The organism is Micromonospora halotolerans (assembly GCF_032108445.1).
Lineage (GTDB): Bacteria > Actinomycetota > Actinomycetes > Mycobacteriales > Micromonosporaceae > Micromonospora > Micromonospora halotolerans.
In genome coordinates, this window is the sequence record NZ_CP134876.1 from 6,869,631 (window position 1) to 6,894,400 (window position 24,770).

The 24,770-nt window shown below is 74.6% G+C and carries 26 protein-coding genes; 12 read left to right on the forward strand and 14 right to left on the reverse strand.

The features are described 5' to 3' along the window. Positions 1-32 precede the first annotated feature (32 nt). Positions 33-428, reverse strand: coding sequence for a DUF2267 domain-containing protein (locus RMN56_RS32185; RefSeq protein WP_313721637.1), 396 nt, complete (start codon positions 426-428; stop codon positions 33-35). Between the two features lie 158 nt (positions 429-586). After that, complete coding sequence (locus RMN56_RS32190; protein WP_313721638.1) at positions 587-985, reverse strand: NUDIX hydrolase; 399 nt, start codon at positions 983-985, stop codon at positions 587-589. A 193-nt stretch (positions 986-1,178) separates the two neighbouring features. Here RMN56_RS32190 and RMN56_RS32195 point away from each other — a divergent pair, with 193 nt between their 5' ends. Both RMN56_RS32195 and RMN56_RS32200 read left to right on the forward strand, forming a co-directional pair. Beyond that, complete coding sequence (locus RMN56_RS32195) at positions 1,179-1,571, forward strand: hypothetical protein (RefSeq protein ID WP_313721639.1); 393 nt, start codon at positions 1,179-1,181, stop codon at positions 1,569-1,571. Between the two features lie 48 nt (positions 1,572-1,619). Continuing rightward, positions 1,620-3,761, forward strand: coding sequence for a molybdopterin-containing oxidoreductase family protein (locus RMN56_RS32200; RefSeq protein ID WP_313721640.1), 2,142 nt, complete (start codon positions 1,620-1,622; stop codon positions 3,759-3,761). Between the two features lie 154 nt (positions 3,762-3,915). Here RMN56_RS32200 and RMN56_RS32205 read toward each other — a convergent pair whose 3' ends face one another. The 3 genes from RMN56_RS32205 to RMN56_RS32215 form a co-directional block, all read right to left on the reverse strand. Beyond that, positions 3,916-5,280, reverse strand: a complete 1,365-nt coding sequence (locus tag RMN56_RS32205) for an MGH1-like glycoside hydrolase domain-containing protein (RefSeq protein WP_313721641.1) — start codon at positions 5,278-5,280, stop codon at positions 3,916-3,918. A 77-nt stretch (positions 5,281-5,357) separates the two neighbouring features. Then, positions 5,358-6,176: a sugar phosphate isomerase/epimerase family protein gene (locus tag RMN56_RS32210; RefSeq protein ID WP_313721643.1), complete on the reverse strand. Its 819-nt coding sequence runs from the start codon at positions 6,174-6,176 to the stop codon at positions 5,358-5,360. Then, positions 6,173-7,213, reverse strand: coding sequence for a zinc-dependent alcohol dehydrogenase (locus RMN56_RS32215; RefSeq protein WP_313721644.1), 1,041 nt, complete (start codon positions 7,211-7,213; stop codon positions 6,173-6,175). Before RMN56_RS32215 ends, RMN56_RS32210 begins: the two co-directional genes overlap by 4 nt. Positions 7,214-7,464: 251 nt before the next feature. Between RMN56_RS32215 and RMN56_RS32220 the strand changes: the two genes are divergently transcribed. The 5 genes from RMN56_RS32220 to RMN56_RS32240 are packed head-to-tail and all read left to right on the forward strand — an operon-like array spanning position 7,465 to position 11,834. Further along, positions 7,465-8,724: an ABC transporter substrate-binding protein gene (locus tag RMN56_RS32220; protein WP_313721645.1), complete on the forward strand. Its 1,260-nt coding sequence runs from the start codon at positions 7,465-7,467 to the stop codon at positions 8,722-8,724. Beyond that, the gene (locus RMN56_RS32225) at positions 8,721-9,683 is read left to right on the forward strand and encodes a carbohydrate ABC transporter permease (RefSeq protein ID WP_313721646.1); all 963 of its coding nucleotides are present in this window, start codon (positions 8,721-8,723) and stop codon (positions 9,681-9,683) included. Before RMN56_RS32220 ends, RMN56_RS32225 begins: the two co-directional genes overlap by 4 nt. Continuing rightward, a complete protein-coding gene (locus tag RMN56_RS32230) occupies positions 9,683-10,549 on the forward strand; it encodes a carbohydrate ABC transporter permease (protein ID WP_262285375.1) in 867 nt (288 codons plus the stop codon). Before RMN56_RS32225 ends, RMN56_RS32230 begins: the two co-directional genes overlap by 1 nt. Before the next feature lie 35 nt (positions 10,550-10,584). Then, positions 10,585-11,187 (forward strand): phosphatase PAP2 family protein, encoded by a 603-nt coding sequence (locus tag RMN56_RS32235; protein WP_313721647.1) that lies wholly within the window; start codon positions 10,585-10,587, stop codon positions 11,185-11,187. A gap of 44 nt (positions 11,188-11,231) precedes the next feature. Beyond that, positions 11,232-11,834 (forward strand): class I SAM-dependent methyltransferase, encoded by a 603-nt coding sequence (locus RMN56_RS32240; RefSeq protein ID WP_313721648.1) that lies wholly within the window; start codon positions 11,232-11,234, stop codon positions 11,832-11,834. A gap of 40 nt (positions 11,835-11,874) precedes the next feature. Here RMN56_RS32240 and eccB read toward each other — a convergent pair whose 3' ends face one another. Then, positions 11,875-13,257, reverse strand: a complete 1,383-nt coding sequence (gene eccB, locus RMN56_RS32245) for a type VII secretion protein EccB (protein WP_313721649.1) — start codon at positions 13,255-13,257, stop codon at positions 11,875-11,877. Between the two features lie 173 nt (positions 13,258-13,430). On the opposite strand from eccB, the gene RMN56_RS32250 reads away from it, so the two are divergent. Next, positions 13,431-14,036: a class I SAM-dependent methyltransferase gene (locus RMN56_RS32250; protein WP_313721650.1), complete on the forward strand. Its 606-nt coding sequence runs from the start codon at positions 13,431-13,433 to the stop codon at positions 14,034-14,036. A gap of 16 nt (positions 14,037-14,052) precedes the next feature. Here RMN56_RS32250 and RMN56_RS32255 read toward each other — a convergent pair whose 3' ends face one another. Continuing rightward, complete coding sequence (locus tag RMN56_RS32255; RefSeq protein ID WP_313724914.1) at positions 14,053-15,057, reverse strand: zinc-binding dehydrogenase; 1,005 nt, start codon at positions 15,055-15,057, stop codon at positions 14,053-14,055. Between the two features lie 209 nt (positions 15,058-15,266). Here RMN56_RS32255 and RMN56_RS32260 point away from each other — a divergent pair, with 209 nt between their 5' ends. The 3 genes from RMN56_RS32260 (at position 15,267) to RMN56_RS32270 (ending at position 18,032) form a co-directional block, all read left to right on the forward strand. After that, complete coding sequence (locus RMN56_RS32260) at positions 15,267-15,980, forward strand: polyamine aminopropyltransferase (protein ID WP_313721651.1); 714 nt, start codon at positions 15,267-15,269, stop codon at positions 15,978-15,980. A gap of 72 nt (positions 15,981-16,052) precedes the next feature. Continuing rightward, complete coding sequence (locus RMN56_RS32265; RefSeq protein WP_313721652.1) at positions 16,053-16,229, forward strand: hypothetical protein; 177 nt, start codon at positions 16,053-16,055, stop codon at positions 16,227-16,229. A 123-nt stretch (positions 16,230-16,352) separates the two neighbouring features. Next, the gene (locus RMN56_RS32270) at positions 16,353-18,032 is read left to right on the forward strand and encodes a long-chain-fatty-acid--CoA ligase (protein ID WP_313721653.1); all 1,680 of its coding nucleotides are present in this window, start codon (positions 16,353-16,355) and stop codon (positions 18,030-18,032) included. An 18-nt stretch (positions 18,033-18,050) separates the two neighbouring features. Here RMN56_RS32270 and RMN56_RS32275 read toward each other — a convergent pair whose 3' ends face one another. The 6 genes from RMN56_RS32275 to RMN56_RS32300 form a co-directional block, all read right to left on the reverse strand. Then, a complete protein-coding gene (locus RMN56_RS32275; protein ID WP_313721654.1) occupies positions 18,051-19,016 on the reverse strand; it encodes a CU044_5270 family protein in 966 nt (321 codons plus the stop codon). A 15-nt stretch (positions 19,017-19,031) separates the two neighbouring features. Then, positions 19,032-19,583, reverse strand: a complete 552-nt coding sequence (locus RMN56_RS32280; protein WP_313721655.1) for an RNA polymerase sigma factor — start codon at positions 19,581-19,583, stop codon at positions 19,032-19,034. A gap of 108 nt (positions 19,584-19,691) precedes the next feature. Then, positions 19,692-20,270 (reverse strand): alpha/beta hydrolase, encoded by a 579-nt coding sequence (locus tag RMN56_RS32285; protein WP_313721656.1) that lies wholly within the window; start codon positions 20,268-20,270, stop codon positions 19,692-19,694. Positions 20,271-20,331: 61 nt separating this feature from the next. Beyond that, the gene (locus RMN56_RS32290) at positions 20,332-21,201 is read right to left on the reverse strand and encodes an AraC family transcriptional regulator (protein ID WP_313721657.1); all 870 of its coding nucleotides are present in this window, start codon (positions 21,199-21,201) and stop codon (positions 20,332-20,334) included. Between the two features lie 97 nt (positions 21,202-21,298). Next, positions 21,299-21,592 carry a hypothetical protein gene (locus RMN56_RS32295; RefSeq protein WP_313721658.1) on the reverse strand — a complete coding sequence of 98 codons (294 nt, stop codon included), beginning with the start codon at positions 21,590-21,592 and terminating at the stop codon, positions 21,299-21,301. A 151-nt stretch (positions 21,593-21,743) separates the two neighbouring features. Continuing rightward, on the reverse strand, positions 21,744-22,127 hold the full coding sequence (locus tag RMN56_RS32300) for a nuclear transport factor 2 family protein (protein ID WP_376787253.1): 384 nt from the start codon (positions 22,125-22,127) through the stop codon (positions 21,744-21,746). 157 nt (positions 22,128-22,284) lie between these two features. Between RMN56_RS32300 and RMN56_RS32305 the strand changes: the two genes are divergently transcribed. Further along, positions 22,285-22,938 carry a class I SAM-dependent methyltransferase gene (locus tag RMN56_RS32305; RefSeq protein ID WP_313721660.1) on the forward strand — a complete coding sequence of 218 codons (654 nt, stop codon included), beginning with the start codon at positions 22,285-22,287 and terminating at the stop codon, positions 22,936-22,938. 6 nt (positions 22,939-22,944) lie between these two features. Here RMN56_RS32305 and RMN56_RS32310 read toward each other — a convergent pair whose 3' ends face one another. Further along, a complete protein-coding gene (locus RMN56_RS32310) occupies positions 22,945-24,765 on the reverse strand; it encodes an acyl-CoA dehydrogenase (RefSeq protein ID WP_313721662.1) in 1,821 nt (606 codons plus the stop codon). Between the last annotated feature and the right edge of the window lie 5 nt (positions 24,766-24,770).

Sequence of the window (24,770 nt, forward strand, 5' to 3'; positions counted from 1 at the left end):
CCGCAGCTCAACACGCGTTTCGGGGGGCCCGACTACACATCGTACGGTGGCCGCGGGATCGGGTCGACCATCGCGTCGAATCCCTTGGGGAGCTGCGCCACGAGATCCTGGAACTCGCCGACCGTGACCGTCTCCCGCAGGGTGGCGAGCACCGCACGGGCGCCCACCTCGGCCACCGCCGGGTCCACTCCGGCCCGCTCCGCGACCCGGTACAGGAAGGCGACCCCGCCGCCCGTCGTGCCGCCGTCGCCCGGCGCGACGAGATAGCTGCCGACCTCGTCCGGCAGCTGCGCGGCCAGGTCCGCCGACTCGGTGGCGGTGATCCGCTCGGCGAGGGTCTGCAACACCGCCCGCGAGATCGTGGCGGCCTGACCGGTGGGCAGCTCGGCGCGCCGGGACACCGCCTCGACGAATCGGGGAAACCGCACAGCCGCACTCCTGTCGTCGCCGGCCGCCGCCGGATGTCCGACAGCCCCGGCACCCGAGCCGGCCGGAGCGTCGCGTCCGCGGTTACCCGCGCCCGGCGGCCGCAAACGGCCGGCGACCCGGGCGGCACCCACCGCGCCGGGCGGGGGGGCCGGCGGGGTCAGCGCAGCGCGCCGAGAGCCCGGAAGTGGTCGAAGATGAGCTGGTCGACCGGGGAGACCCGGGACCGGTTGGCGTAGCCGAGCCAGGCCAGCTCCGCGATCTCGCTCGCCGGCCGCAGCGTGCCTCGGTAGTCGGCGGCGTAGCAGGTCATCCGGACCAGCGTGCCGGCGCCGTGGCCGTGGGCCTGCGCGGTGAAGACACCGACCGGCACGGCGGACTCCGGCACGACGGCCACGGCCAGCTCCTCGGCGATCTCCCGGACCAGGGTCGCCAGGTCGGTCTCACCGGCTTCCCGCTTGCCGCCGGGCAGGTACCAGACGTCCCTGCCCCGGGACCGGGTGCTCAGCACCCGGCCGTCCTCGATCCGGATCCAGGCGACCTTGTCGATCTCGGGCACCGTGCTCCTCGGGTCTCGGGCGCGTACGCGGGGATGACGCCAGGGAGCGACCCTACGCTCGTCACCCCGGCGGCCGACGCGCACCGCCGCTCCTGGTGATCGGGCGGCCGGCAGGTTTGCCGGCGTCGCCCGAGGGGGCACTCCCGCCATGACGCCCGGGACGCCGGGCACCGACTCGGGACGGAGCATCCGGATGGAGTGGCTGAGGAGACTCCTGGGTGGACCGGAATCGGCCCGGCAGGACGTCGCGGAGCGGTTGACCACGTACGGCCTCTTCCGGAGGGCGACCGAGACGGTCGGGTTGGACGACCGGGAGACCGTCCGGCGGTGGCTGCGGGAACTCGATCCGGACCTCCAGCAACAGGTGCACATCCGCCGGCCGTGGGGGGTCATCGCCGCCGTGAGCGACCACCGCGACCCGGTGGGTGTGGTCATGCAGGAGCCGGACGGCCGGGCGTGGGGCGCCTACGTGCCGGGCGCCGACCGCCGGGAGCACCTGACGCCCGAGCAGGTCGAGGCCGTGATGCTCGCGGCGCTCACCTCGACCGGACGGCCCGACGGGCCGGACTGGCGGCCGATCCGCTGACCCGGCAGCGGGAACCGGACGGGTGCCGCCGGTCGGTAGGCTCGCCGCATGGCCCGCACCACCCATCCCGGCGCCTGCCCGCTGGACTGTCCCGACACCTGCGTCTGGCAGCTCACGGTCTCCGACGGCCGGGCCGTCGCGCTCCGCGGCGACCGCGAGCACCCGTTCACCCGGGGCGCGCTCTGCGGCAAGGTCAACCGCTACCTCGACGCGGTCAACGGCCCGGACCGGCTGACCACCCCCTACGTGCGCACCGGCCCGAAGGGCGCCGGGCGGGTCGCGTACCGGCCGGCGAGCTGGGCGGAGGCGGTCGACCGGGTGGCCGCCGGGCTGCGCGCGAGCATCGAACGGGACGGCCCGGAGTCCGTGCTGCCCTACTACTTCGCCGGCACCATGGGCCACGTGCAGGGCTGGACGATGGGCCAGCGGCTCTTCGCGTACCTGGGTGCGTCGCGGCTGGACACCACCATCTGCACGGGCGCGGCCCGCGCGGCGCTGCGCTCGATCTACGGGGGCTCGGTCGGCTTCGAGCCGGAGTCGATCGTGGCGGCGAAGCTCATCGTGCTCTGGGGCGCCAACCCGCTCGCCACCAACCTGCACCTGTGGCCGTTCGTGCAGCAGGCCCGGGAGCGCGGCGCGTACCTGGTCACCATCGACCCGCTGCGCACCGACACCGCGGCCCGCAGCGACGAGCACGTCGCCCCGCTGCCCGGCACCGACGCGGCGCTCGCGCTCGGGCTCATGCGGCACGTACGCGACGCCGGCGCGACCGACGAGGAGTGGCTGGCCGCGCACACCGTCGGCTGGCCCGAGCTGGCCGCCCGGCTCGACGAGTGGCCGGTGGAGCGGGCCGCCGCCGAGTGCGGCCTGCCCGTCGAGGTGGTCCGCCGGCTCGGCGACCGGATCGCCACCACCCGACCCACCGCCGTCCGGGTCGGGCTGGGCCTGCAACGGCACCACGGCGCCGGCCAGGCGATCCGGGCGATCTGCGCGCTGCCGCTGGTCACCGGCGACTTCCGGTACCCGGGCGGCGGCGCCCTGGTGTCGACCAGCGGGCACCACCCGATCGACGAGGGCCCGGTGGTCCGGCCGCCCGGCATGCCGGCCCCGCCCGCCCGGTCGGTGAACATGAGCCGGCTGGCGACCGTGCTCACCGGGGAGGCCGACCCGCCGGTGACCTCGCTGGTGGTGTTCAACGCCAACCCGGCCGCCACGGCCCCGGACCAGAACCGGCTCCTCGCCGGCCTGCGTCGCGCCGACCTGTTCACCGTGGTGCTGGAGCAGCGCTGGACCGACACCTGCGACTACGCCGACGTGGTGCTGCCGGCCACCATGCAGCCGGAGCACCTCGACCTGCACTCCTCCTACGGCCACCACTACACGACGTTGAACCTGCCGGTCACCCGGGCGCCGGGCGAGGCCCTGCCGAACACCGAGATCTTCCGGCGGATCGCCGCCGCGCTCGGCATCGACCACCCCCGGTTCTCCGACAGCGACGAGGACCTGGCCCGGCAGCTGCTGACCGGCACGCCGGTCAGCTTCGAGGAGCTGCGCGAGCGGACGTACGCCCGGGCCACCGGGGTGCCGGTGGGCGCCGCCCCGTTCGCCGCCGGCGGTTTCCCCACCCCGGACGGCCGGGCCCGGCTGCACGACCCGGGGCTGGCCCGGCTCGGGGTGGACCCGCTACCCGGACACACCCCGCCCGTGGAGGCGGCCGACCCCGAGCTGGCCCGCCGGTTCCCGCTGGTGCTGATCGCCCCGGCGGGCCGGTTCCTGATGAACTCCACCTTCGCGTCGCTGCCCTGGCACGCGCGGCGGACCGGCCCGCCCCGGGTGCACCTGCACCCGGACGACGCGGCGGCGCGCGGCCTCGCCGACGGCGACGCGGTGCGGGTGCGCAACGACCGGGGCGCGTTCCTCGCGGCGGCCGCCGTCGACGGGGCGACCCGGCCGGGGCTGGCGTTCACGTACAAGGCGTACTGGGCGCGGCTGAGCCCGGGCCGGGCCACCGTCAACGCGGTCACCGCCGTGCGCGACACCGACCTGGGCGAGGCGCCGACGTTCCACGACTGCCGGGTCGAGGTCGAGCCGGTGCCGGCCGAGCTGCTGATCCCCGAGCCGCCCGCCGACGCGGCGGCCGTGCCGGCGCCCGCCGCACCCGCCGACCCGGCGCCGGTGCCGGCCGGCTGAGCCGGGACTTCCGGCCCGTGGTCGGCGCGCTCGGCTACGCGATCGACGACGCCCCGATGGCCGCGCTGCGGGCCGGAGGCGGCACCCCGCCGGCATCGCCTGATCCGCGCGGCCGGCCCGCCGGCGTCGCCGTCCCCCGGGCGACGCCAGCGGCTCAGCCCTCGGCGAGGGCGTCCAGCACGAGCGCGGCGGTCCAGCTGAACGCCGGTGAGCCGAGCCCGGCCCCGGTGTCCGGGTGGAAGTACTCGTGGCAGCCGGCCCCGTCGACGAGGTCCAGCAGGGACTCGCGCAGCCCGGCGGCCAGGTCGGGGCGGTCGTGGGCGCGCAGCCCCCGCCACAGCAGCCAGCCGGTGTTGACCCAGCTCGGGCCGCGCCAGTAGCGCAGCGGTTCGAAGTCCGGCGCGGTTCGGTCGTGGGTGGGCAGCGGGCGGTCCATCCGGGCGGCCAGACCGAACCGGGGCGAGCACGCCTCGGCGAGCACCGCCCGCACCTGGTGGGCCGGCAGGTCGGGCAGGATCAGCGGCATGAGCCCGAGCACCGTGCGGGCCGGGACGAGCCGGTCGGCCCGGACGTCGCGCGGGCGGAAGGTGCCGGTCACCGGGTCGTAGAGCCGGTCGACCAGGGCCTGCGTGATCCGCGCCGCGCGGTCCCGGTGCGGCCCGGGGTCGGCGCCCACCACGGTGGCGATGCGGGCCAGGGCCTGCTCGGAGACGCCGAGCGCCGCGTTGACCAGCGGGCACTCCACCAGGAACGGGTGCCGGTCGAGCAGCCCCTCGTCCCGGTAGCGGCCGGCCCGGTAGGCGTCCACGAGCGCCACGTAGCGTGCGTAGTCCAGGTCGGTGGGGCGGTGCGCCGCGTCGGCGTGCGCGGTGTCGTGCCGGCGGTACGCCCGCAGCACCGCCTCGTCGGCGGGCACGGCGGCCAGCGGGACGTCCCAGGCGGGGCTGTTGTCCAGGCCGGACTCCCACGGGTGCACGACGGCGGCCAGCCCGCCCCCGCCGACGTCCCGCCGGCCGGTCAGGTAGCGCTGCTGGGCGACCAGCCGCGGATAGAGCCAGCGCAACGCGGCCACCGACGCCTCGGAGGGGGCGCGGCGGTGCACCAGCCAGGCGGCCGGGGCGTGCACCGGCGGCTGGACGATGCCCGAGGTGGCCGCCGCCGGGGCGCCGTCGGCCCGGGCCGAGTCCCAGAACTCGGGCCCGGGGAAGTACGCGCCGACCCGCAGCGCCGGGTTGAACACGATGTGCGGCACCCGCCCGTCGGCCCACTGCGCGGTGAACAGGGTGCGCAACTCCCGCCAGGCCCGGTCCGGGCGGACGTGCGCCAGCCCGACCGCGATGAACGCCGAGTCCCAGCTCCACTGGTGCGGATAGAGGGTGCGGGAGGGCACGGTGTGGTCGTGCTCCCAGTTGGCGTCCAGCGTGGCCAGCGCGAGCCGCCGCAGCCGGGCGGCCCGCTCGGCGTCGCCGGGACCGGGACCGCCGGGCCGCACCCGGGCCGCCCCACCGGGGGCGCTCATGCCGCCGCCTCGCTGTCGCTCGGCACCGGCGCGAGGCGCCGCGCTACTGAGCCCCATGGCTCGCTCGCTCCGCTCGCTCACGCCGCCGCCCGCCGCGGCCGGGCCTGGGCGAGGACGGTGGCGGCCTGGCGCAGGGCGGCGACGGGCTCGCCGCGCAGCCGGCACTCCAGCGCCAGCCAGCCGGGATAGCCGATCGCGTCCAGGGTGGCCAGCAGCGCCGACCAGTCCAGGTGCCCGGCCCCCGGCTGGTGCCGGTTGGAGTCGCTGACCTGCACGTGCCCGAGGTACGGCGCGGCCGCGCGCAGCGCCGCGCAGGCGTCGTCCTCCTCGATGTTCATGTGGTAGGTGTCGGCGACCACCCGGACCGAGGGCAGCCCGACGGCACGGCACAGGGCGACCGCGTCGTCGAGCCGGTTGACCATGTGGTCCTCGTACCGGTTGAGGGGTTCCAGGAAGAGGGTGACCCCCTCGGCGCGGGCGTGCTCGCCCAGCTCGCCCAGGGCGTCGACGAGCACCCGCCGGTCGCCCTCGGGCGGGCGGGGCGGCTCGAACGGCGGCAGCCGGCGGGAGAACATCCCCCAGGCGGCCGGGGTCATGGCGCCGATCCCGCCGAGCTCCGCGATGACGGAGAGCTGGGAGCGCAGGTTGCGGACCGCGTCCCGGGAGCGCGCGGGGTCGAAGTCGCCGATGAAGTGGTCCATCTCGACGCAGACGGTCGGCATGACCACGCCCTCGGCGCGGGCGCGGCGCAGCTCCGGCAGCCGCCGGGCCAGGGCCAGGTCGCCCCGGCCGCGCAGCTCGATGCCCTGGTAGCCGAGGGAGACGGCGAGGGCGTACTTCTCGGACAGGCCGGCGCCGGGGAGCAACTGCTCCTGGCAGGCCAGGGGGATGGTCATGGGAACCTCAGCACCACTTGGAGGACGTCACCGTCACCGCGGTCGAGCAACGCGAGCGCGTCGGCCACCGCGCCCGCGTCGACGACGTGGCTCACCAGCGGCAGCGGGTCGACGCTGCCCTCGGCCACCAGGTCCATGAAGGTGTGGGCGATCCGGGTCCCGGTCCACCGGCCGGCCGTGCCGGGTGCGGGGGCGGGCCCGGAGATCTGGGCCGCCACCAGCTGGATCCGGTTGTGGTGGAACTCCTCGCCGAGCCCCAACCCGTGGGCGTACCCCTGGTAGAAGCCGGCGGCCACGACGCGGCCGGCGTGGGTGGTGGCGCGGATGGCCTCGTGCAGCGCCGGGTACGACCCGGACAGTTCGAGACAGACGTCCGCGCCGCGGCCGCCGGTGGCCGCGTGCAGCGCGGCGGCGGCGGAGTCGACGGTGGCGTCGACCACCCGGCGGGCGCCGAGCCGGGTGGCATGGGCGAGCCGGTCCGGTACCCGGTCGACGGCCACCACCCGGGCTCCGGAGAGGACGGCGAGCCGGGTGCCGAGCAGGCCGATCACCCCCTGGCCGAAGACACCCACCCAGTCGCCGAGGTGCAGGTCACCGGCGAGCACGGCGGTGAGCGCGATGGCGCCGGGGCGGGCGAAGACGGCGGCCAGGGGGTCGAGCCCGGGGGCGAGCGGGGTGACCGCGCCGGCGGCGAGCACGGCCTCGGCGCGGTGCCCCCAGATGCCCCAGACGACCTGCCCGGGCCGGCGGTCGGCGACGTCGGGCGCGACCTCGACGACCTCGCCGACCTCCTCGTAGCCGAAGCCCACCACCGGGTACGCGGGCGCGGCCTGCCGGGGCACGAACATCCGGGTGGCGTCGTCCCAGTCCTTGTTGAGCCGGGGATTGCTGCCCCGGTAGAGGGTCAGCTCGGTGCCGGCGGAGATCCCGGAGTAGCAGGTGCGGACGCGGACCTGGCCCGGGCCGAGCGGGTCCGGGGGGCAGGGCTCCAGGCTCACCCGCCGGGGCCCGGCCAGAGAGACAACCCAGTTGGCCATGGCGTCGCTCCGAGAAAAGTGCCGGAGCCAATTCTAAACCGAAATATTGGTAATTGTCTTGTAAACGATCAATCGAGAGCGTTAAATCCCTGATGTACCCTTCGAGAGGAGTGCCACCGATGCCATCACCCTCGATGCGGATCCTCGCCCCCACCCTGATCATGGCACTTGCCGGGACAACCCTGCTGGCCTGCGGTGACGACGAGCCGAAATCCGACAGTTCTCAGATAACCGTGTGGAGCCTGGAAGACGTGGCGGACCGCGTGAACGCCACCAAGGCCATCATCGCCGACTACACCGCCAAGACCGGCGTCAAGGTCAACCTGGTCACCGTCAACGAGGACCAGTTCCCCTCCCTCATCGCCTCCAGCGCCGCCGCCGGCGACCTGCCCGACGTGGTCGGCTCGGTCTCCCTGGCCGGGGTGCGCACGCTGTCCGGCAACGACCTGCTGGAGCCGGACGCCAACAAGAAGGTCGTCGACAAGCTCGGCCGGGACACGTTCTCCCCGCGCGCCCTCGAACTGACCAGCGAGGACGGCAAGCAGCTCGCCGTGCCCAGCGACGGGTGGGGCCAGCTGCTGGTCTACCGCAAGGACCTGTTCGCCGCGGCGGGCCTGCCCGCCCCCGACACGTACGAGAAGATCGCCGCCGCGGCGGCGAAGCTGAACACCGGCGGCCTCGCCGGCATCACCGCGGCGACCGCGCCCGGTGACGTCTTCACCCAGCAGACGTTCGAACACCTCGCGCTGGCCAACAACTGCCAGCTCACCGACGACGCCGGCAAGGTCACGCTGGACTCCGCCGAGTGCGTCGAGGCATTCCGCTTCTACGGCGACCTGATGCGGAACAACTCGGTCAAGGGCGCGCAGGACGTGGACACCACCCGGGCCACCTACTTCGCCGGCAAGGCGGCCATGCTGATCTGGTCGCCGTTCATCCTCGACGAGCTGGCCGGGCTGCGCAACGACGCCAAGCCGACCTGCCCGCAGTGCCAGTCCGACCCGGCCTGGCTGGCGAAGAACAGCGGCTTCGTCACCGCGATCAAGGGCCCGAACGGCGCCGAGCCGGCCCAGTACGGCGAGATCAGCTCCTGGGCGGTGCTCGACGGCGCGAGCGACCCCGCGTCGTCCTTCGTGGAGTACATGCTCTCCGACGGCTACCCGCGCTGGTTCGGCATGTCCCCCGAGGGGCGCTTCCCGGTCCGCACCGGCACGGCGGAGGACAAGCAGAAGTTCCTCACCGCCTGGAACACCAGCCAGGCCGGGGTGGACCGCAAGCAGCCGCTGTCGGCGGTCTACGGCGACGACGTGCTCGCCACCCTGCGCAAGAGCCCGGACACCTTCCAGCGGTGGGGGCTGACCCAGGGCCAGGGCAAGCTCGTCGGGGCCATCCTCGGCGAGCTGCCGGTACCCAAGGCGCTCGCCGACGTGATCGGCGGGAAGTCCGACGCCCGGGCCGCCGCCGACCGGGCGAAGAAGGACGTCGACGCGATCGCCAAGGGCGTGAATTGACCACCACCGCGCCGGAGGCCGGCCGCTCCCCCACCGGGGAGCGGCCCCGCCGGCCCGGCCGACGCCCCCTCACCCTGCGCCGCCGCGAGTCCCACGCCGGGCTCGCGCTGGTCGCCCCGACCCTGCTCGTCGTGGTCGCGGTGATCGGCATACCCATCGTGTGGACCGTAGTGCTGGCCTTCCAGCGGGTACGCCTGGCGACCCTGCGCCGGACCGGCCTCTTCGGCGAGCTGACCCTGGACAACGTCGACCGGGTGCTGCACACCCCGGGATTCGCCGACACGCTCTGGACCACCGTGCTCTACAGCGCCGGCGGGACCGTCGGCTCGATCCTGGTCGGCCTGGTGGCGGCGCTCGTGGTCCGCCGGCCGTTCCGGGGCCGCACGATCGTCCGCGCCTCCATGCTGCTGCCGTACGTGGCACCGGTGGTCGCCATGACGTTCGTCTGGCAGGTCATGCTCGACCCGCAGCTCGGCTTCGTCAACGACTGGGGCCGACGGTTCCTCGGCTGGGACGAGCCGATCCCGTTCCTGTCCCAGGAGTCCACCGCGCTCTGGACGGTCATCGCGTTCGAGGCGTGGCGCTACTTCCCGTTCGCCTTCCTGTTCCTGCTGGCCCGGCTCCAGGCCGTGCCCGGCGAGCTGGAGGAGGCGGCCCGGGTCGACGGCGCCACCCCGACCCAGCGCTTCCGGTACATCCTGCTGCCCCAGCTCATGCCGGTGATCGCGCTGATCGGTGTGCTCCGGTTCATCATGACCTTCAACAAGTTCGACGACGTCTACCTGCTCACCGGGGGCTCGGCCGGCACCGAGGTGGTCAGCGTCCGGGTCTACCAGTTCCTCACCGCGCGGACCGACATCGGCGCGGCCGCGGCGCAGGCGGTCGTGCTGGCCGTGGTGCTGATCGTCTTCGTCGCGATCTACCTGCGCTTCTTCAGCGGCCGACGGGAGGGGGCGTGATGGACCGGGACCGGATCGAGACGGTGAGCCTGCGCTGGCTGCGCCGGCTGGTGATCACCGCGTTCCTGCTGGTCACCCTGCTGCCGTTCTGGTACATGCTGGTGCTCTCGGTGCGCCCCATCGAGCGGCTGCTGCTCGACCCCGGCTCGCTGGTCGTGCCGTTCGGCGAGCTGACCGTCGCCACCTACGCCGAGGTGCTGAAGTCGGTGGAGGACGGCGGGCAGGGCTTCCTCACCTTCATCCGCAACAGCGGCATCGTGGCGCTGGCCGCCACCGCGCTCACCCTGGTGATCGCCATCCCCGGCGCGTACGCGGTCTCCCGGCTGCGGTTCTTCGGCCGGCGGCAGGTCAGCGCGCTGTTCCTGGCGGTCTACCTGTTCCCGTCGATCGTCATCGCGATCCCGCTCTTCGTGGTCTTCACCCGGGCCGGGCTGCGCGGGTCGCTGGTCGGGTTGGTGCTGGTCTACATCTCGCAGACCCTGCCGGTCTCGGTCTACATGCTGAAGAACTACTTCGAGACGATCCCGGTCAGCCTGGAGGAGTCCGCGGCGATCGACGGGGCCGGCCGGCTCGGCATCATCCGCCGGGTCAGCCTGCCGCTCGCCGCGCCGTCGGTGATGGCGGTCGCGCTCTACGACTTCATGATCGCCTGGAACGAGTTCCTCTTCGCGCTGCTCTTCCTGGTCGACCGGCCCAACCGGTGGACCGTCTCGCTGGGTCTGTCGCTGCTCTCCGACGGTGTCGAGGTGCCGAAGACGGTGCTGATGGCCGGCTCGGTGATCCTCACCCTGCCGATCGTGATCCTCTTCTTCGCCAGCGAGCGGCTGCTCACCGAGGGCCTCACCAGCGGCGCGGAGAAGGGGTAGTTGACCTTGGCGGGCGGCTCCACCAGGATGGCCCGGTGCGGGCGACCCGGGAATGGACGGTCAGCGGGCGCCTGGCCCGGCTGATCACCGAGGTGTTCGCGCCGGGCGTCCTGGTGACCGCCCTGCCGCTGGTGGCGGCCGCCCGGGTCAGCCACTCCCCGCAGCAGTTCCTGCTCTGGGCCGGCACCGCCCTGCTGTTCTGCGCGGTGATCCCGGTCGGCGTGATCGTCCACGGCGTACGCCGCGGCCGGCTCACCGACCGGCACGTCGGCGACCGCACCCAGCGGGCCCGCCCGCTGCTGACCGGCCTGGCCTCGGTGGCGCTCGGCATGGCCCTGCTGGCCGCGCTGCGCGCCCCGGCCGAACTGTTCGCCGTGATCGTGGTGATCTTCGTGGTCGGTGTGGCCTGCACCCTGGTGAACCGCTGGTGGAAGCTGAGCATCCACGCCGCCGTCGCGGCCGCCACCACGACCGTCCTGGTGCTGCTCCTCGGCCCGGCGCTGCACGCCGGCTGGGTGCTGGTGGCCGCGGTCGGCTGGTCCCGGGTGGAGTTGCGGGACCACACCTGGCCGCAGGTGGTCGCCGGCGCGGTCACCGGCGCCCCGCTCGCCGCCGGCGCCTTCCTGGCGCTGGGCTGAGGTTCCCCCGACCGGCCCTCACAAGATCAGCTACCGTGGGTGGCATGGGCAAGCCGACCCGCTGGGTGACCGACACGAAGCCCGGCCACTCGCAGTGGTACGTCGACCGGTTCCGCCAGCTCGCCGCCGAAGGGGCGGACCTGGCCGGCGAGGCCCGGCTGCTGGACGCGCTCGTCGCGCCGGGCGCGCGGATCCTCGACGCCGGCTGCGGCACCGGGCGGGTGGCCGCCGCGCTGGCCGCCCGGGGCCACACCGCGGTGGGCGTCGACGCCGACCCGGTGCTGATCGACGCCGCCCGCACCGACCACCCCGGCCCGCGCTTCCTGGTCGCCGACCTGGCCGAGCTGGACCTGGCCGCGCAGGACGAGCCCGAGCCGTTCGACGCGGCCGTGGTGGCCGGCAACGTGATGGCGTTCGTCGCCCCCGGCACCGAGCGCGCCGTGCTGACCCGCGTGGCCGCGCACGTGCGGCCGGACGGCCTCGTGGTGGTCGGCTTCGGCACCGACCGCGGCTACCCGCTCACCGGGCTGGACGCCGACGCGGTGGCCGCCGGGCTCCGCCGGGAACACCGCTTCGCCACCTGGGACCTGCGCCCCTGGCACGACGACGCGGAGTTCGCGGTGACCGTGTTCCGCAAGCCGGCCTGAGCCGTCCCGGCGCTGCTCCCGCCGAGGGCGGCGACCGGCCTCACGCCGGGGCGGCGACCGCGCGGGCGGCGGCCGGGTCGAGCGGGCTGCCCGCCGGCACCAGGCTGACCAGGCCCGCCGGCAGCCGGACCGGACGCACCCCGGCGTAGCCGAGCATGCCGGGCACGTCGGCGCCGGCCAGCACGTAGCGCCGGCCGAGGTCGGTGACCACGCAGATCGCCCCGCCGGTGGCGCCGGGAGCGGCCACCGACTCGACGAGCGCACCCCGCCCCGGCTCGACCACCACCTGGTCGGCCAGCCCGCCCCGGCCGGCCGGCGTCCGCGCCGCCGCGGAGAGGTCCGGCGGGGCGGCGCCGAGCCGGACCTCGCGTACGCCGGTGTCGTCGCCGGCGCTGGCGCACAGCGCGCCGCCCTCCACCGTCGCCAGCGCGGGCGGGACGGCGGGCGGGGCGGTCGGCCCGGAGGGCACCAGGTCGGGGAGCTTCGGCAGGGCGGCGAACCGGCCCAGGGTGATCGGTTCCGGGTCGCCCTGGCCGGTGCGGGCGAGCAGCAGGGCCGCCTGCAACTCGGTGATGCCGGCCAGGCCGGTCCGCCCGGCCACCGCGTACTGCCGGCCGCCCCCGGAGTTGCGGACCAGGTAGACGTCGCCGACCGTCGCGCCGGCGACCCGCTCGGACGGGGTGCCCAGGTCGCGCAGCGGGGGCGGCGCCAGGTCGGCGCCGGCCGGCACCGTGTTGAGCAGCGCCGGGGCCACCGGCACCGCCCGTTCCCGGGTGGCGGCCAGCGCGGCGAGCACCAGGTCGGTGTCCCGGAGCAGGTAGCGCCGCTCGTGCCAGAGCAGGTGCAGGCTGCCGTCCGGGTGGCGCAGCAGCAGGCCCTGGTCGCCGAGGGGCCGGCCGCCGGTGGGGTCCCGCCCGACCAACAGCGCCGAACGGACCTCCGTGCGGCCCGCCTCGGCGGCGGTGACCGAGCAGACCGTCCACGCCGCGGCGGTGAGCCGCCCCGGCGCGGGCAGCGAGTCGGGGGCGTCGGCGATGCCGAGCGGCAGGCCGCGCGGCACGCCCTCGATGGAGCGGCGGGAGACCAGCACGGTCTTCGGCCGCTCCGCCCCGAGGACCAGCAGCGCCGAGGCGTAGTTGAGGACCGGGTGCAGCTTCTCCTCCCGGTAGACGAACCGCGCGCCGGACTCCTTCTCCACGATCACGGCGCCCGTGTCGCGCCAGGCGCTGCCGCCGCCGGCGAACAGGCCGTAGAGGGCGACCCCGCCGAGCGCGATCACCGCGACCAGCACGCTGGCCAGGCCGGCGCCGGCCAGCCGCCGGAACGGCGACTGCGCGGGGTCGGTCTCCCGCATCACGAGGGCGGCGACCGCCCGCTGGACGGTGAACTGATAGGAGTGGAGCTGGTCCTGCCGGGACGGCATCGGGCCCCTTCCCGAGAGCGATCGTCGGCGCACAGGATAAGCGCTGCGTCGATGCCGTGCGGACCCTCCGTGTCGCCCGGTGAGCGTGGGCGATCGCGGGACTCACCGTGGGAGCGGTTGCCGGGACCGGTACGGTCACCATGGCGGTGTGGGCCGCCGAAGGAGGGGACACAGTGGACAGCAGCGCCTGGGACGCCCGGTACGCGAGCACGCCCGGGCTGGTGTGGAGCGCTGAGCCCAACCGCTTCGTGGTCGAGTCGGTCACCGGGCTCGCCCCCGGCGCCGCGCTGGACCTGGCCGCGGGTGAGGGGCGCAACGCGGTCTGGCTGGCCGAGCAGGGCTGGCGGGTCACCGCGGTGGACTTCTCGCCGGTGGCGGTCGGCCGGGGCCGGGAGCTGGCCGCCGGCCGCGGCGTCCAGGTCGAGTGGCGGGTCGCCGACGTGACCGCGTACCGGCCGGTGCCGGGCAGCTACGACCTCGTGCTGATCAGCTACCTGCACCTGCTCGCCGGCGATCTCGCCCGGGTGCTGGCCGCGGCCAAGCAGGCGCTGCGTCCGGGCGGGAGCCTCGTGGTGGTCGGCCACGACCTGGCGAACCTGACCGGCGGCACGGGTGGCCCGCAGGACCCGGCCGTGCTGCTCACCCCGGAGGCGGTCGTCGACGGGCTGGCCGGGCTGCACATCCGGCGCGCCGAGACGGCCCGCCGTCCGGTGCCCACCACCGACGGCGGCACGGTCGACGCCCTCGACACGGTCGTCGTGGCGAGCCGCCCCGACTGACCGGCGCCGCGAACCGTCAGGGCCGCAGGATCAGCCGGATCGGGTTGCCCTCCTTCTCCCGCACCCGGCGCACCGCCTCCGGTGCGTCCGCCAGCGGCAGCACGTCGCTGACCGACGCGGACAGGTCGAGCCGGCCCAGCCCGGTGAGGGTGACCAGCTGCCCGACGTGCTCGGCCTCGGAGCCGTAGTGGCCGAGCACCGCCTGCCGGTTGTAGGTGAACCGGCTGTCCGACGGGATGCTGATCGGCTGGTTGGCGATGCCGGCGAGCACCAGCCGTCCGTGCCGGCCGAGCACGGTCATGGCCTGCTCGCGAACCGCGTTGACGCCGGCGAAGTCGAACGCCACGTCGAGCCCCCGGGTGCCGACCAGTTCGAGCACGGCGTCCTTGAAGCCGTCGTCCGCCGGGTCGAGGGCCAGGTCCGCGCCGAGGGCGATCGCCCGGTCCCGTGCCGCCCGCAGCGGGTCCACGGCGATCACCGGGGCCGCGCCGACCAGCAGCAGCAACTGCACCGCGTGCGCGCCGAGGCCACCGACGCCCCAGACGGCGACCGCCTCCGCCGGCCGGACCCGGGCGGTCTCGGTCACCGCCGCCCAGGGCGTGGAGACCGCGTCGGGGATGATGCAGGCCTGCTCGAACGAGAGCAGATCCGGGACGGGAACGAGGGTGTCCTCGCGGGCCAGGGCGTATTCGGCCCAGCCGCCGTCGTAGTCGACGCCGCGGGTGAGCACGAGCCCGAACCGGTCCCGCTCCCCCGCCTGCAGCAGCACCCGCTGGCCCGGCTGCCAGCCCGTCACCCCGTCACCGAGGGCATCCACCGTGCCCGCGACCTCGTGGCCGAGGGTCACCACGTCCCCGCCGAGGTACAGCGGGGTGAGGGTGCCGTCGATCAGGTGCACGTCCGACAGGCACACCCCGGCCGCGGCGACCCGGATCCGCACCTGCCCGCGTCCCGGCTCGGGCACCGGCACCGATTCCATCCGCAGCGCCCGATCAGCCACGTGCAGCCGTCCGGCCAGCATCTCCGCCACGTCCGCATCCCTTCTCCGGCGTCCTCGACCCGCCACGTCCTCGACCCGCCGGCCGCGCCGGGCCGGGGTCGCCGTGGGCGTACCCGTCGCCGGCCCGGCGATGCCGGCAGGCACGGAAAAACGGCTCGGCCGCCCATATCCTCGGGTCCTCGGACGACCGGCCGGTAGCATCCGGTCACGGACCGGCGGAGAGGACACGCGTGGGCGCACGCTTCGAGGAACTGGCCTGGCGGGAGACGCCGATCGGCGAGATCAGTCTGCGCCGGCGCCGCGACCCGTCGCTCGACGTCGACGTGTACGAGGTGAAGCTCGACGACGAGTTCCTGATGTCCAGCCTCTTCCCGGTCGCGGAGATCGAACTCGCCCGGCTCGGGCTGGCGCCGCTGACCGGCACGGCCCTGGACGTGGTGGTGGGCGGGCTCGGCCTCGGCTACACGGCGCGCACCGCACTGGAGGATCCTCGGGTGCGCTCGCTGCTGGTGGTCGAGGCGATCGAGGACGTGATCGACTGGCACCGCCGGGACCTGCTGCCGTTCGCCGCCGGGCTGGCCGCCGACGCGCGGACCCGGTTCGTCCGGGCGGACTTCTTCGCGGCGGTCGCCGACGGCACCGGGTTCGATCCGGAGGCGCCGGGGCGCCGGTTCCACGCGGTGCTGCTCGACGTGGACCACTCCCCGCGCCAGGTGCTGCACCCCAGCCACGCCGCCTTCTACACGGTGGACGGGCTGCGCCGGCTGGCCGCGCTGCTGCACCCGGACGGGGTGTTCGCGCTCTGGTCGAACGACCCGCCCGACCCGGTCTTCCAGCGGACGCTGACCGAGGTGTTCCCGACCTCGGTGGCGCACGTCGTCCGCTTCCCCAACCCGTTGCAGGGCCGGGAGGCCGCGAACACGGTGTACGTGGCCCGGCAGTGACCGCCCCCGGACGGGCATGACGGGAGCCGGAGCGGGAAAGCGGGCGGCCCACCGTACTCCCGGGAGGATGACATGCGGGCGTTGCTCTGGATCGTCGGCGTCGTGGCCGGCGTGCTCATCCTGCTCGGGCTGCTGCTGGAGGCCGTCCGCTGGCTGATCATCATCGGCCTGGCCGCGCTGGTCGTGGTCATCGTCCTGGCCGCCGTGAAGACCCGGCGGGTGCTGAACCGGCCCGCCGGCCGCCGCTGACCGGGCGCGCGCCACTCCGCCACGCCACGTCGTGTGACGAACCCGGCAAAGTTACCGCGGGGTAAGTTACCGGGTGGTTAAGTTAGGCTGAGGGCCGTCATCCGGCAGCGAGGAGAGGCGGCGATGGACGCGACCGCGCAGCGGCCCTGGACGCGCAGCTACGCCCCGGGCGTACCGGCCGAGATTGCCGAGCCGACCGGCTCGCTGGTGGACCTGCTCACCGACGCGGCGCGCCGGTTCGGCCCCCGGGTCGCCCTCGACTTCTACGGCGCCACCACCACCTACGCCGAGTTGGCCGACCAGGTGGCCCGGGCGGCCGAGGCGCTGCGCCGGCTCGGCGTCGGCCGCGGCGACCGGGTCGCGCTGGTGCTGCCGAACTGCCCGCAGCACGTGGTCGCCTTCTACGCGGTGCTGCGCCTCGGGGCGGTGGTGGTCGAGCACAACCCGCTCTACACCGCCGACGAGCTGGCCCACCAGCTCACCGACCACGGCGCCCGGGTCGCCGTGGTGTGGGACAAGGTGGCGGCGCTGGTCGCCGGGCGGGGCGCGGTCGAGACGGTGGTGGCCGTCGACCTGCCCGGGGCGCTGCCGCGCCTCAAGCGCTGGGCGCTGCGCCTGCCACTGCCCAAGGTCCGCGCCGCCCGGGCCGCCATGACCGCCCCGGCCCCCGACGCGCTCTCCTGGCCGGCGCTGGTCGCGGACGCCGCCCCGCTGGCCGCCGACCACCCCGCGCCGCGACCCACCGACACCGCGCTGCTCCAGTACACCGGCGGCACCACCGGCGTCCCCAAGGGCGCCATGCTGACCCACCGCAACCTGCGGGCCAACGCCGCGCAGGGCCGGGCCTGGGTGCCCGGCCTGCGCGACGGCACCGAGACCGTGTACGCGGTGCTGCCGTTGTTCCACGCCTACGGGCTGACCCTCTGCCTCACCTTCGCGGTGAGCATCGGCGCCACCCTGGTGCTCTTTCCCCGCTTCGACCTCGACCAGGTGCTCGACGCGGCGCGCCGGTGCCCGCCGACCTTCCTGCCCGCCGTCCCGCCGGTCTACGCGCGCCTCGCCGCCGCGGCCCGGGAACGCGGCGTCGACCTCACCTCCGTCCGGTACGCGATCTCCGGCGCGATGGCCCTCCCACCGGCCACCGTGGGCCTCTGGGAGTCGGTGACCGGCGGCCTGCTCGTCGAGGGCTACGGGATGACCGAGACCTCGCCCATCACCCTGGGCAACCCGGTCGCCCCGACCCGCCGCCCGGGCACCGTCGGGGTGCCCTTCCCGTCCACCGAGGTGCGGATCGTCGACCCCGAGGACCCGACCCGGGACCGCGCCCCCGGGGAGGCCGGCGAGCTGCTGGTCCGCGGCCCGCAGGTGTTCGCCGGCTACTGGAACCGCCCCGAGGAGACGGCCCGGGTGCTGCTGCCCGGCGGGTGGCTGCGCACCGGGGACGTGGTCACCATGGACGCCGACGGCTTCGTCACCGTGGTCGACCGGATCAAGGAACTGATCATCACCGGCGGGTTCAACGTCTACCCGTCCGAGGTGGAGGAGGCGCTGCTCCGGGTCCCCGGCGTCCGCGAGGCCGCCGCGGTCGGCCTGCCCACCGGGGACGGCGAGGAGGTGGTGGCCGCCGTGGTGCTGGACCCGGGGGTGGGCGCCGGCCCGGAGTCGGTGCGCTCGTCCTGCCGGCAGCACCTCGCCGGCTACAAGGTGCCGCGCCGGGTCGTGGTGGTCGAGGAGTTGCCCCGCTCGCAGATCGGCAAGGTCCTCCGCCGCGAGGTCCGCGACCGCCTGCTCGCCGAGGACTGAGGGCGGGGCCGGCACCGGTCAGGGCAGTTGGCCCGGCCGGTCGACGATCGCGACCCGGAGGCGCGCGACGGCCGATTCCGGTGACTCCCTGCCGTCGCGTACCACCGACCTGCGGGTGCCGAGGTAGACGTGGCTGTTCCGGTCGAAGATGAGGTCGTTGTTGCCACCGATCACGCCGGGCATGCGGATCGCCACCCCGTGCCGGCCGGCGGCGTCCACCACGTCGCCGGAGATGACGACGGCTCCCGGCTCCCGCGCCAGCAGTTCGAACAGCGCCGCCAGCGCCCCGGGCGGCACGTAGCCGTCGAGCACCGACCGCGCCGTGGTGTACGGCATGCTCTCGCTCCCGTACACGGCCTTCTCGTCGGCTCCCGCGGGGAGATGCAGGTCGACCGGGTGTTCCCGGAGGTATCGGAGCAGCCGGTCCGGGTCGGTGGGCAGGTCGCCGTGGTACGCGGGCGACGGGAGCTCGTCGAGGTCCTTGCGGGGATCCGTCGGATCGATCGGGCGGAGCACCCGCAGTTCGCCCCACCCGTTCGGTTCGTTCTCCGGCCGGTACCGCGCCTGCGGGTGCGCGACTCCCCCGGCCGACTGCCACATCTGGACCCGGGTAGTGCGGTACGGGCCGCTGTCCGGCCGCTCCCGTATCGTCGCCAGCGCCTCGGTGAACACGTACTGGTCGGGTCGGGCGGTGAGCTCGGGCTGCTGCCGGGCGGCGTCGGCCGCCAGCCGGAGGATCTCCGATGCGCTGGCCGTGGGCGGTGGCTGGTCGCCGAGCCCCATTGTCTGGGCCACCAGGACGCCAGCGGTCAGCGCGACCGCCAGCCCGCACGCTCCGGCGAGGCGCCAACCCCGCGGGAACCGGATCCGGTGCCCGACCGCACGGGCCGCCGGAACGGTCTCGGACCGCTGGACGATGTGTGCCTTCAGATCCGTGAGGAGCTGCTCCTCGAAGCCGTGCGGTGACTGCTCGATCGTGTTCATGGCGTCGTCTCCGTTTCAGGCGAGGGTGGTGGCCGGCCGGGCGAGCACGGCGCGGACGAGGCGACGGGCGCGGTGCAGGCGGACCCGGGCGGCGACCGGGGAGATCCCGAGCGCGGTCGCCGCCTCCGCGACGGTGAGGCCGTCCACGGCGACGCTCTCGACCAGCGCCCGGGTGTGCTCGGGCAGCCCGCTCAGCGCCCGGCACGTGCGGCGCGCCGCCGCCTCGGCGTCGATCCGTTCCTCGATGCGGGCGATGTCGTCGGCGGCCAGGTCCCGCCGTCCGGCCAGCCGGCCGGTCACCCGCAGTCGTTGGGCCGCCCGGCGCCGCTCGTCGGCGATGACGTTGCGGGCCACCCCGAAGAGCCAGGCGATCTGGCTGCCCCGGTCCGGCCGGTAGCCGGCCGCCGACTCGATCACCGCGAGGAACACGTCGGCGGTCAGGTCGGCGGCGAGGTGGGGGTCGTCGACCCGCCGGGCCACGAACCGGCCCACCGCCTCCACGTGCCGCCGGTAGAAGATCTCGAAGGCCACCGGATCGGCTCCGATGCCGGAGATGTCACCCTCCACTGAGCCAGGATCATGCACGAGCCGTCCTCTCTCGTAGCCGTTACACCCCTTCTTCGTTCGGCGGGGCACGGGTGTTACCGGAACGAGAGCTCGTCCAGAGGCTCCGGACTATCCCGGCGTGACGGGCCCGAGGTCGCCCGAACGAATCGTCCTCGCCACCTCGCTCAGGTCGTTGTCCAGCTGGTGATCGCGCCCGGGCAGCCGGTGCAGCCGTGCCTGCGGGATGGCGCGGGCGTACCGGTCGGCGTGCGACGGTGGGGCGGTCTCGTCCCGGAGTCCGTGGAACACGTGCACGGGCACGCCGTGCGGCAGCCGCGCACCGAGGTCGTGCGGCAGCGCGAACTCCTCGCCGGGCCAGCCGCCCGCACCGACGAACGGCGCGGCGATCAGCACGATCGCGCCGAGCTCCCGTTCCGGTGGTCGCTCGGCGAGCGCAGCGACGAGGATCGTGGCGCCCACCGAATGGCCGGCGACGACCGCGCCGTCGTCCAGGGCCGCCACCTCCCGGCGGATGGCCGCGCTCCACCTGGCGTAGCTCGGGTCGTCCTCGTCGGGCATGCGCGGGTAGCGGACCTCGTACCCGTCTCCGAGCTCCCGCCTCAGGCTGTCGACCAGCCGGTCGTCCCACTCGTCGTGCGCGCCCGCGCCGCCGCCCTGGACGAACAGGACCTGCCGGGTCACTGCCATGACGATCCACCTTCGCGCGCTCGGGTCGGACGACGACGATTGTGCCGGCGGGAAGGGATCGTCACGCCGGCTCGACGGGCAGCCACAGTTCGCAGGTCGCCGTGCGGAAGTCGGCCGCGTGGTCGAGGATCGTGACGATCGAGGGGCCGGGCCGGAGACGCCACGGGTTGGAGGGGAACCAGTCGGTCGCGGTGGCCGCCCAGGTCTCCTGCAGGACCTGCGGGTGCGGTCCGGTGGTGCGGAAGACCGCCCACCTGCCGCCGGGGACATCGATGGCGTCGAGGTCGTCCGGGACCGGCCGGTCCGCCGAGACAGCGACCCCGTGCAGGTAGGTCAGTGCGCTGCCCTCGGCGCCGTCGGGGTCGACGTCGTCGGAGACCTGCAGGAGGCCCCGCGGCTCGGTGTCCCCGAGGCGCTTCAGCCGGAGATGCTCCTCCTTCGGCAGTGCGCTGATGTGCCGCTGGATGTGCGGGTTGACGCCGTGGTGGATCAGCGGCACCCGGACCGCGTGTCCGACGAGCCGGAACGCGGGGCGGTCGACGATGCGGGTGTCCATGGGTCTGCTCCCTTCGACGCTCAGGCGGAACCTGAGCTGCGGTTGTGTGCGAAGGGGGCCTCCGTCGCGGCGGACATCACCGGGGCCGGCACCGTGGACCGCCCGGAACGCACGTCCGAACGCCTCCGTCGAGCCGTATCCGTGCCGGACGGCGATGCTCAGCAGGTCGTCCCGGCCGCGAACGACGTCGGCGGCGGCGACGGTCATGCGGCGCCGGCGCACGTACTCCGACAGCGGCATGCCGGCCAGTGACGAGAACATCCGGCGCAGGTGGTATTCGGTCGTGCCGAGCGTCCTGGCCAGTCCGACGACGTCGAAATCCTCGGTCAGGTGCTCTTCGACAAAATCGACGAGCCGGTTGAGTGCCGAGATCACGAGGCCTCCCTTCGACGTCAAGACTGGCCCGGGGAACCCCGGCCGCGCCCGACCGCTGTGGCCCGATCCGATCATGCCGCTCCCCCGGGGCGGAGCGTCAGCCGAGACCGCGGTGCGTGGCCCACAGCTCCCCGGCGCGGCCGGCAGCCCGGTCGACCAGGGCCACCAGCTCGGGCCGCTCGGGCACGGGGAACGAGACGTAGGTGCCGCGGCCACCGGCGGTCGGGCGGCCGTAGGCCTTCGCCGCGAGGCGCCCGTCCGGCAGGAGCCGGACGTTGAGCGTGGTCAGCGTGAACTCCTCGCCGCGGCGGGTGTCGGTCCAGCGGAGCCCTTCGGGGATCGTGACGTTGATGGCCAGGGCGCTGACCTCGATACGGGCATCGCTGCTCATGGAGGCATGTTCTCACGCGGGCCGACACCCGCCTGCCGCTGAGGACGGCGTTCTCCCCGTCGCCGGGCGGGAACCGGCGGTCGGAGTCAGCTCCCCAGCCTGGTCAGGCTGATCCGGTCCCGGCCCCAGCAGGTCGCCGGGGCGGCGGTGATCACCACCGCTCGACGAGGTGTTCGCGGCCCTGCGGCGGCTCGTACGGTTCGGGCCAGTAGTCGACGATCCGGTTGATCAGACCGTGCTCGGACAGCTCCAGCCAGACACACGCGTCCTGCTGCTCGTCGCCCACCCGGACGTCGAGCCACAGGGCGGCCAACCGGCCGTCGGCGACCAGCCGGCGCACCCGCAGGTGCCAGTCACCGGGATAGTCGATGTTGAACCGCAGGAACGCCTCCCGGCCGCGGATGCGTTCCCGGGTCTGCGGCATCTCGTAGACCACGTCGTCGGTGAGCAGGCCCGTCAACCCGGGCCAGTCGCGGCGTTCGAGGCGGTCGACGTAGTCCTGGGCGGTCTGCCGGCTGATGGCGGTGTCACTCACGGCGCGGACGCTACCGATCGGCACCGACACCCTCGGGCGGCCACAACGCGGCGACCCGGATTTGCCGAAACAGCAAGAAAGGTTGTCACCGGCGGAGGGCGTTCCGGATGCTGGTGGCGTGGACAGCACGGAGCTCGACGGGGAAGGAAGCCGCCGCATGAGTGGACACGGACACCAGCACGCCGAGGAGGAGGCGACCGCCATCTTCGAGCCGCCCGCCTGGGACGAGCGGTACTCCGGCGCGGAGAAGATCTGGAGCGGCAACCCCAACGCGCAGCTCGTCGCCGAGGTGACCGGCCTGACGCCCGGCACCGCGCTCGACGTCGGCTGCGGCGAGGGCGGCGACGTGATCTGGCTGGCCCGGCAGGGCTGGAGGGTCACCGGCGCCGACTTCTCCGCCAACGGCCTGGCCCGCGCGGCCCGGCACGCCGAGCAGGCCGGCGTCGCCGCCCGCACCGACTGGTGGCAGGTCGACGCGCGGACCTTCGCGGCGGAGGGCCGGTCCTACGACCTGGTCACCAGCCACTTCCTGCACCCGCCGGACGGCGGGATGGTGGAGGTGACCCGCCGGCTGGCCGGCGCCGTCGCCCCCGGCGGGCACCTGCTCGTCGTCGGCCACGCGCCGCACGAGACGTTCACCCACCTGAGCGCGAGCCACCGCCAGGCCATGTTCCTCGCCGAGGATCTGCTGCCCGGGCTGCCGGACGACTTCGAGGCCCTCGTGGTCGAGCAGCGCCCCCGGACGGTGACCCGCGACGGTGTGACGGTCGACGTCGACGACTCCACGCTGCTGGCTCGCCGGAAGTCCTAGGCCAGCTCAGAACCAGCTCTCCCGGGTGTCCAGGGTGGTGCGGTCCAGGCTCTCCAACAGGTCGAACTGTGGCCCGGTGCGGGGCAGCTCGTAGCGGAAGAAGTACCGGGCGGCCTGCCGCTTGCCGGCCAGGAAGTCGGCGTCCGGGCCGTCCGGGCTGCCCAGCGCCTCCACGGCGAGCAGCTGCTCCAGCCACATCCAGGCGATCACCACGTGCCCGACGGCCTCCAGGTAGAGCGACGCGTTGGCCAGCGTCACCTCGGGATCGCCGGCGCCGTGCAGCCGCCGGGTGACCACGGCGATCCGGTCGACCGCCGCGCCGAGCCGGCCGGCCAGCTCGGCCGCCTCACCGTCGGTCTTCCAGGCCCGGGTGACGGTGGCCCGGATGGTCTCCAGCAGCAGCTCCAGGCCGGCGCCGTCGCGCATGGTGACCTTGCGGCCCAGCAGGTCCAGCGCCTGGATGCCGTGGGTGCCCTCGTGGATGGGGTTGAGCCGGTTGTCCCGCCAGTGCTGCTCGACGTCGTAGTCGCGGGTGTAGCCGTAGCCGCCGTGCACCTGGATGGCCAGGTCGTTGGCGGCCAGGCACCACTGCGACGGCCAGCTCTTGGCGATCGGCGTGAGCAGGTCCAGCAGCAGGTGGGCACGGCTGCGGTCGGCCTCGGCCGGGGCGGTCTTCTCCTCGTCGAGGAGCCGCCCGCAGTAGAGGATCAGGGCGAGCGCCCCCTCCACGTAACTCTTCTGCGCCAGCAGCATCCGGCGGACGTCGGCGTGCGCCACGATCGGCACCTGCGGGGCGGTGGGATCCTTGTCGCCGGCCGGCCGGCCCTGGGGCCGCTGCCGGGCGTACGCCACGGACTTCAGGTGGGCGGTGTAGCCGAGCGCGGTGGCGCCGGCGCCCACGCCGATGCGCGCCTCGTTCATCATGTGGAACATCTGCGCCAACCCCTGGTGCGGCTCCCCCACCAGGTAGCCGACCGCCCCGGGCCGCCCGTACGGCCGGTGCACGCCCTCGCCGAAGTTCAGCAGCGTGTTGGTGGTGCCCCGGTAGCCGAGCTTGTGGTTGAGGCCGACCAGCACCACGTCGTTGCGGGGCCCGAGCGCGCCGTCGTCGTCGAGGAGCACCTTCGGCACGATGAACAGCGAGATGCCCTTCACCCCGGGCGGCCCGCCGGGGATGCGGGCGAGCACCAGGTGGACGATGTTCTCGGCCAGGTCGTGCTCCCCGCCGGAGATCCACATCTTGGTGCCGACCAGCCGGTACGTCCCGTCGTCCTGCGGCTCGGCCCGCGTGGTGATGTCGGCGAGCGAGCTGCCGGCCTGCGGTTCGGACAGGCACATGGTGCCGAAGAACCGCCCCTGCACCATCGGCCGGACCCAGGTGTCGATCTGCTCGGCGCTGCCGTGGGCGAGCAGCAGGTTGGCGTTGCCGAGGGTGAGGAACGGGTAGGCGGCGGTGGCCACGTTGGCGGCCTGGAACCAGGCGGAGCAGGCGGCGGCCACCGCGTGCGGCAGCTGCATGCCGCCGACCGACTCGTCCATGGTGGCGGCCAGCAGGCCGGTGTGGGCGTACGCGTCGAGGGCGGCCTTGACCTGCGGGATGGTGCGGACCCGCTGCCCGTCGAAGGTCGGTTCGCTGGCGTCGGCGGCCCGGTTGTGCGGGGCGAACTGCTCGGCGGCGACCTGCGCGGCGAGGTCCAGCACCGCGTCGAAGGTCTCCCGCGAGTGCTCGGCGTAGCGCGGGCGTTCGGTCAGCCGGCCGACGTCGAGCCAGTCGTGGAGCAGGAACGCCAGATCGCGACGGGACAGCAGGGTGGACGACGACGACACGGGTC

Coding starts and splice junctions, on each gene's coding strand:
- RMN56_RS32255 (WP_313724914.1), bottom strand. CDS start 15,057: ATGCTGGCCGGACGGCTGCACGTGGCTGATCGGGCGCTGCGGATGGAA.
- RMN56_RS32230 (WP_262285375.1), top strand. CDS start 9,683: ATGGACCGGGACCGGATCGAGACGGTGAGCCTGCGCTGGCTGCGCCGG.
- RMN56_RS32210 (WP_313721643.1), bottom strand. CDS start 6,176: ATGACCATCCCCCTGGCCTGCCAGGAGCAGTTGCTCCCCGGCGCCGGC.
- RMN56_RS32240 (WP_313721648.1), top strand. CDS start 11,232: ATGGGCAAGCCGACCCGCTGGGTGACCGACACGAAGCCCGGCCACTCG.
- RMN56_RS32285 (WP_313721656.1), bottom strand. CDS start 20,270: ATGGCAGTGACCCGGCAGGTCCTGTTCGTCCAGGGCGGCGGCGCGGGC.
- RMN56_RS32265 (WP_313721652.1), top strand. CDS start 16,053: ATGCGGGCGTTGCTCTGGATCGTCGGCGTCGTGGCCGGCGTGCTCATC.
- RMN56_RS32275 (WP_313721654.1), bottom strand. CDS start 19,016: ATGAACACGATCGAGCAGTCACCGCACGGCTTCGAGGAGCAGCTCCTC.
- eccB (WP_313721649.1), bottom strand. CDS start 13,257: ATGCCGTCCCGGCAGGACCAGCTCCACTCCTATCAGTTCACCGTCCAG.
- RMN56_RS32270 (WP_313721653.1), top strand. CDS start 16,353: ATGGACGCGACCGCGCAGCGGCCCTGGACGCGCAGCTACGCCCCGGGC.
- RMN56_RS32200 (WP_313721640.1), top strand. CDS start 1,620: ATGGCCCGCACCACCCATCCCGGCGCCTGCCCGCTGGACTGTCCCGAC.
- RMN56_RS32195 (WP_313721639.1), top strand. CDS start 1,179: ATGGAGTGGCTGAGGAGACTCCTGGGTGGACCGGAATCGGCCCGGCAG.
- RMN56_RS32305 (WP_313721660.1), top strand. CDS start 22,285: ATGAGTGGACACGGACACCAGCACGCCGAGGAGGAGGCGACCGCCATC.
- RMN56_RS32295 (WP_313721658.1), bottom strand. CDS start 21,592: ATGAGCAGCGATGCCCGTATCGAGGTCAGCGCCCTGGCCATCAACGTC.
- RMN56_RS32205 (WP_313721641.1), bottom strand. CDS start 5,280: ATGAGCGCCCCCGGTGGGGCGGCCCGGGTGCGGCCCGGCGGTCCCGGT.
- RMN56_RS32215 (WP_313721644.1), bottom strand. CDS start 7,213: ATGGCCAACTGGGTTGTCTCTCTGGCCGGGCCCCGGCGGGTGAGCCTG.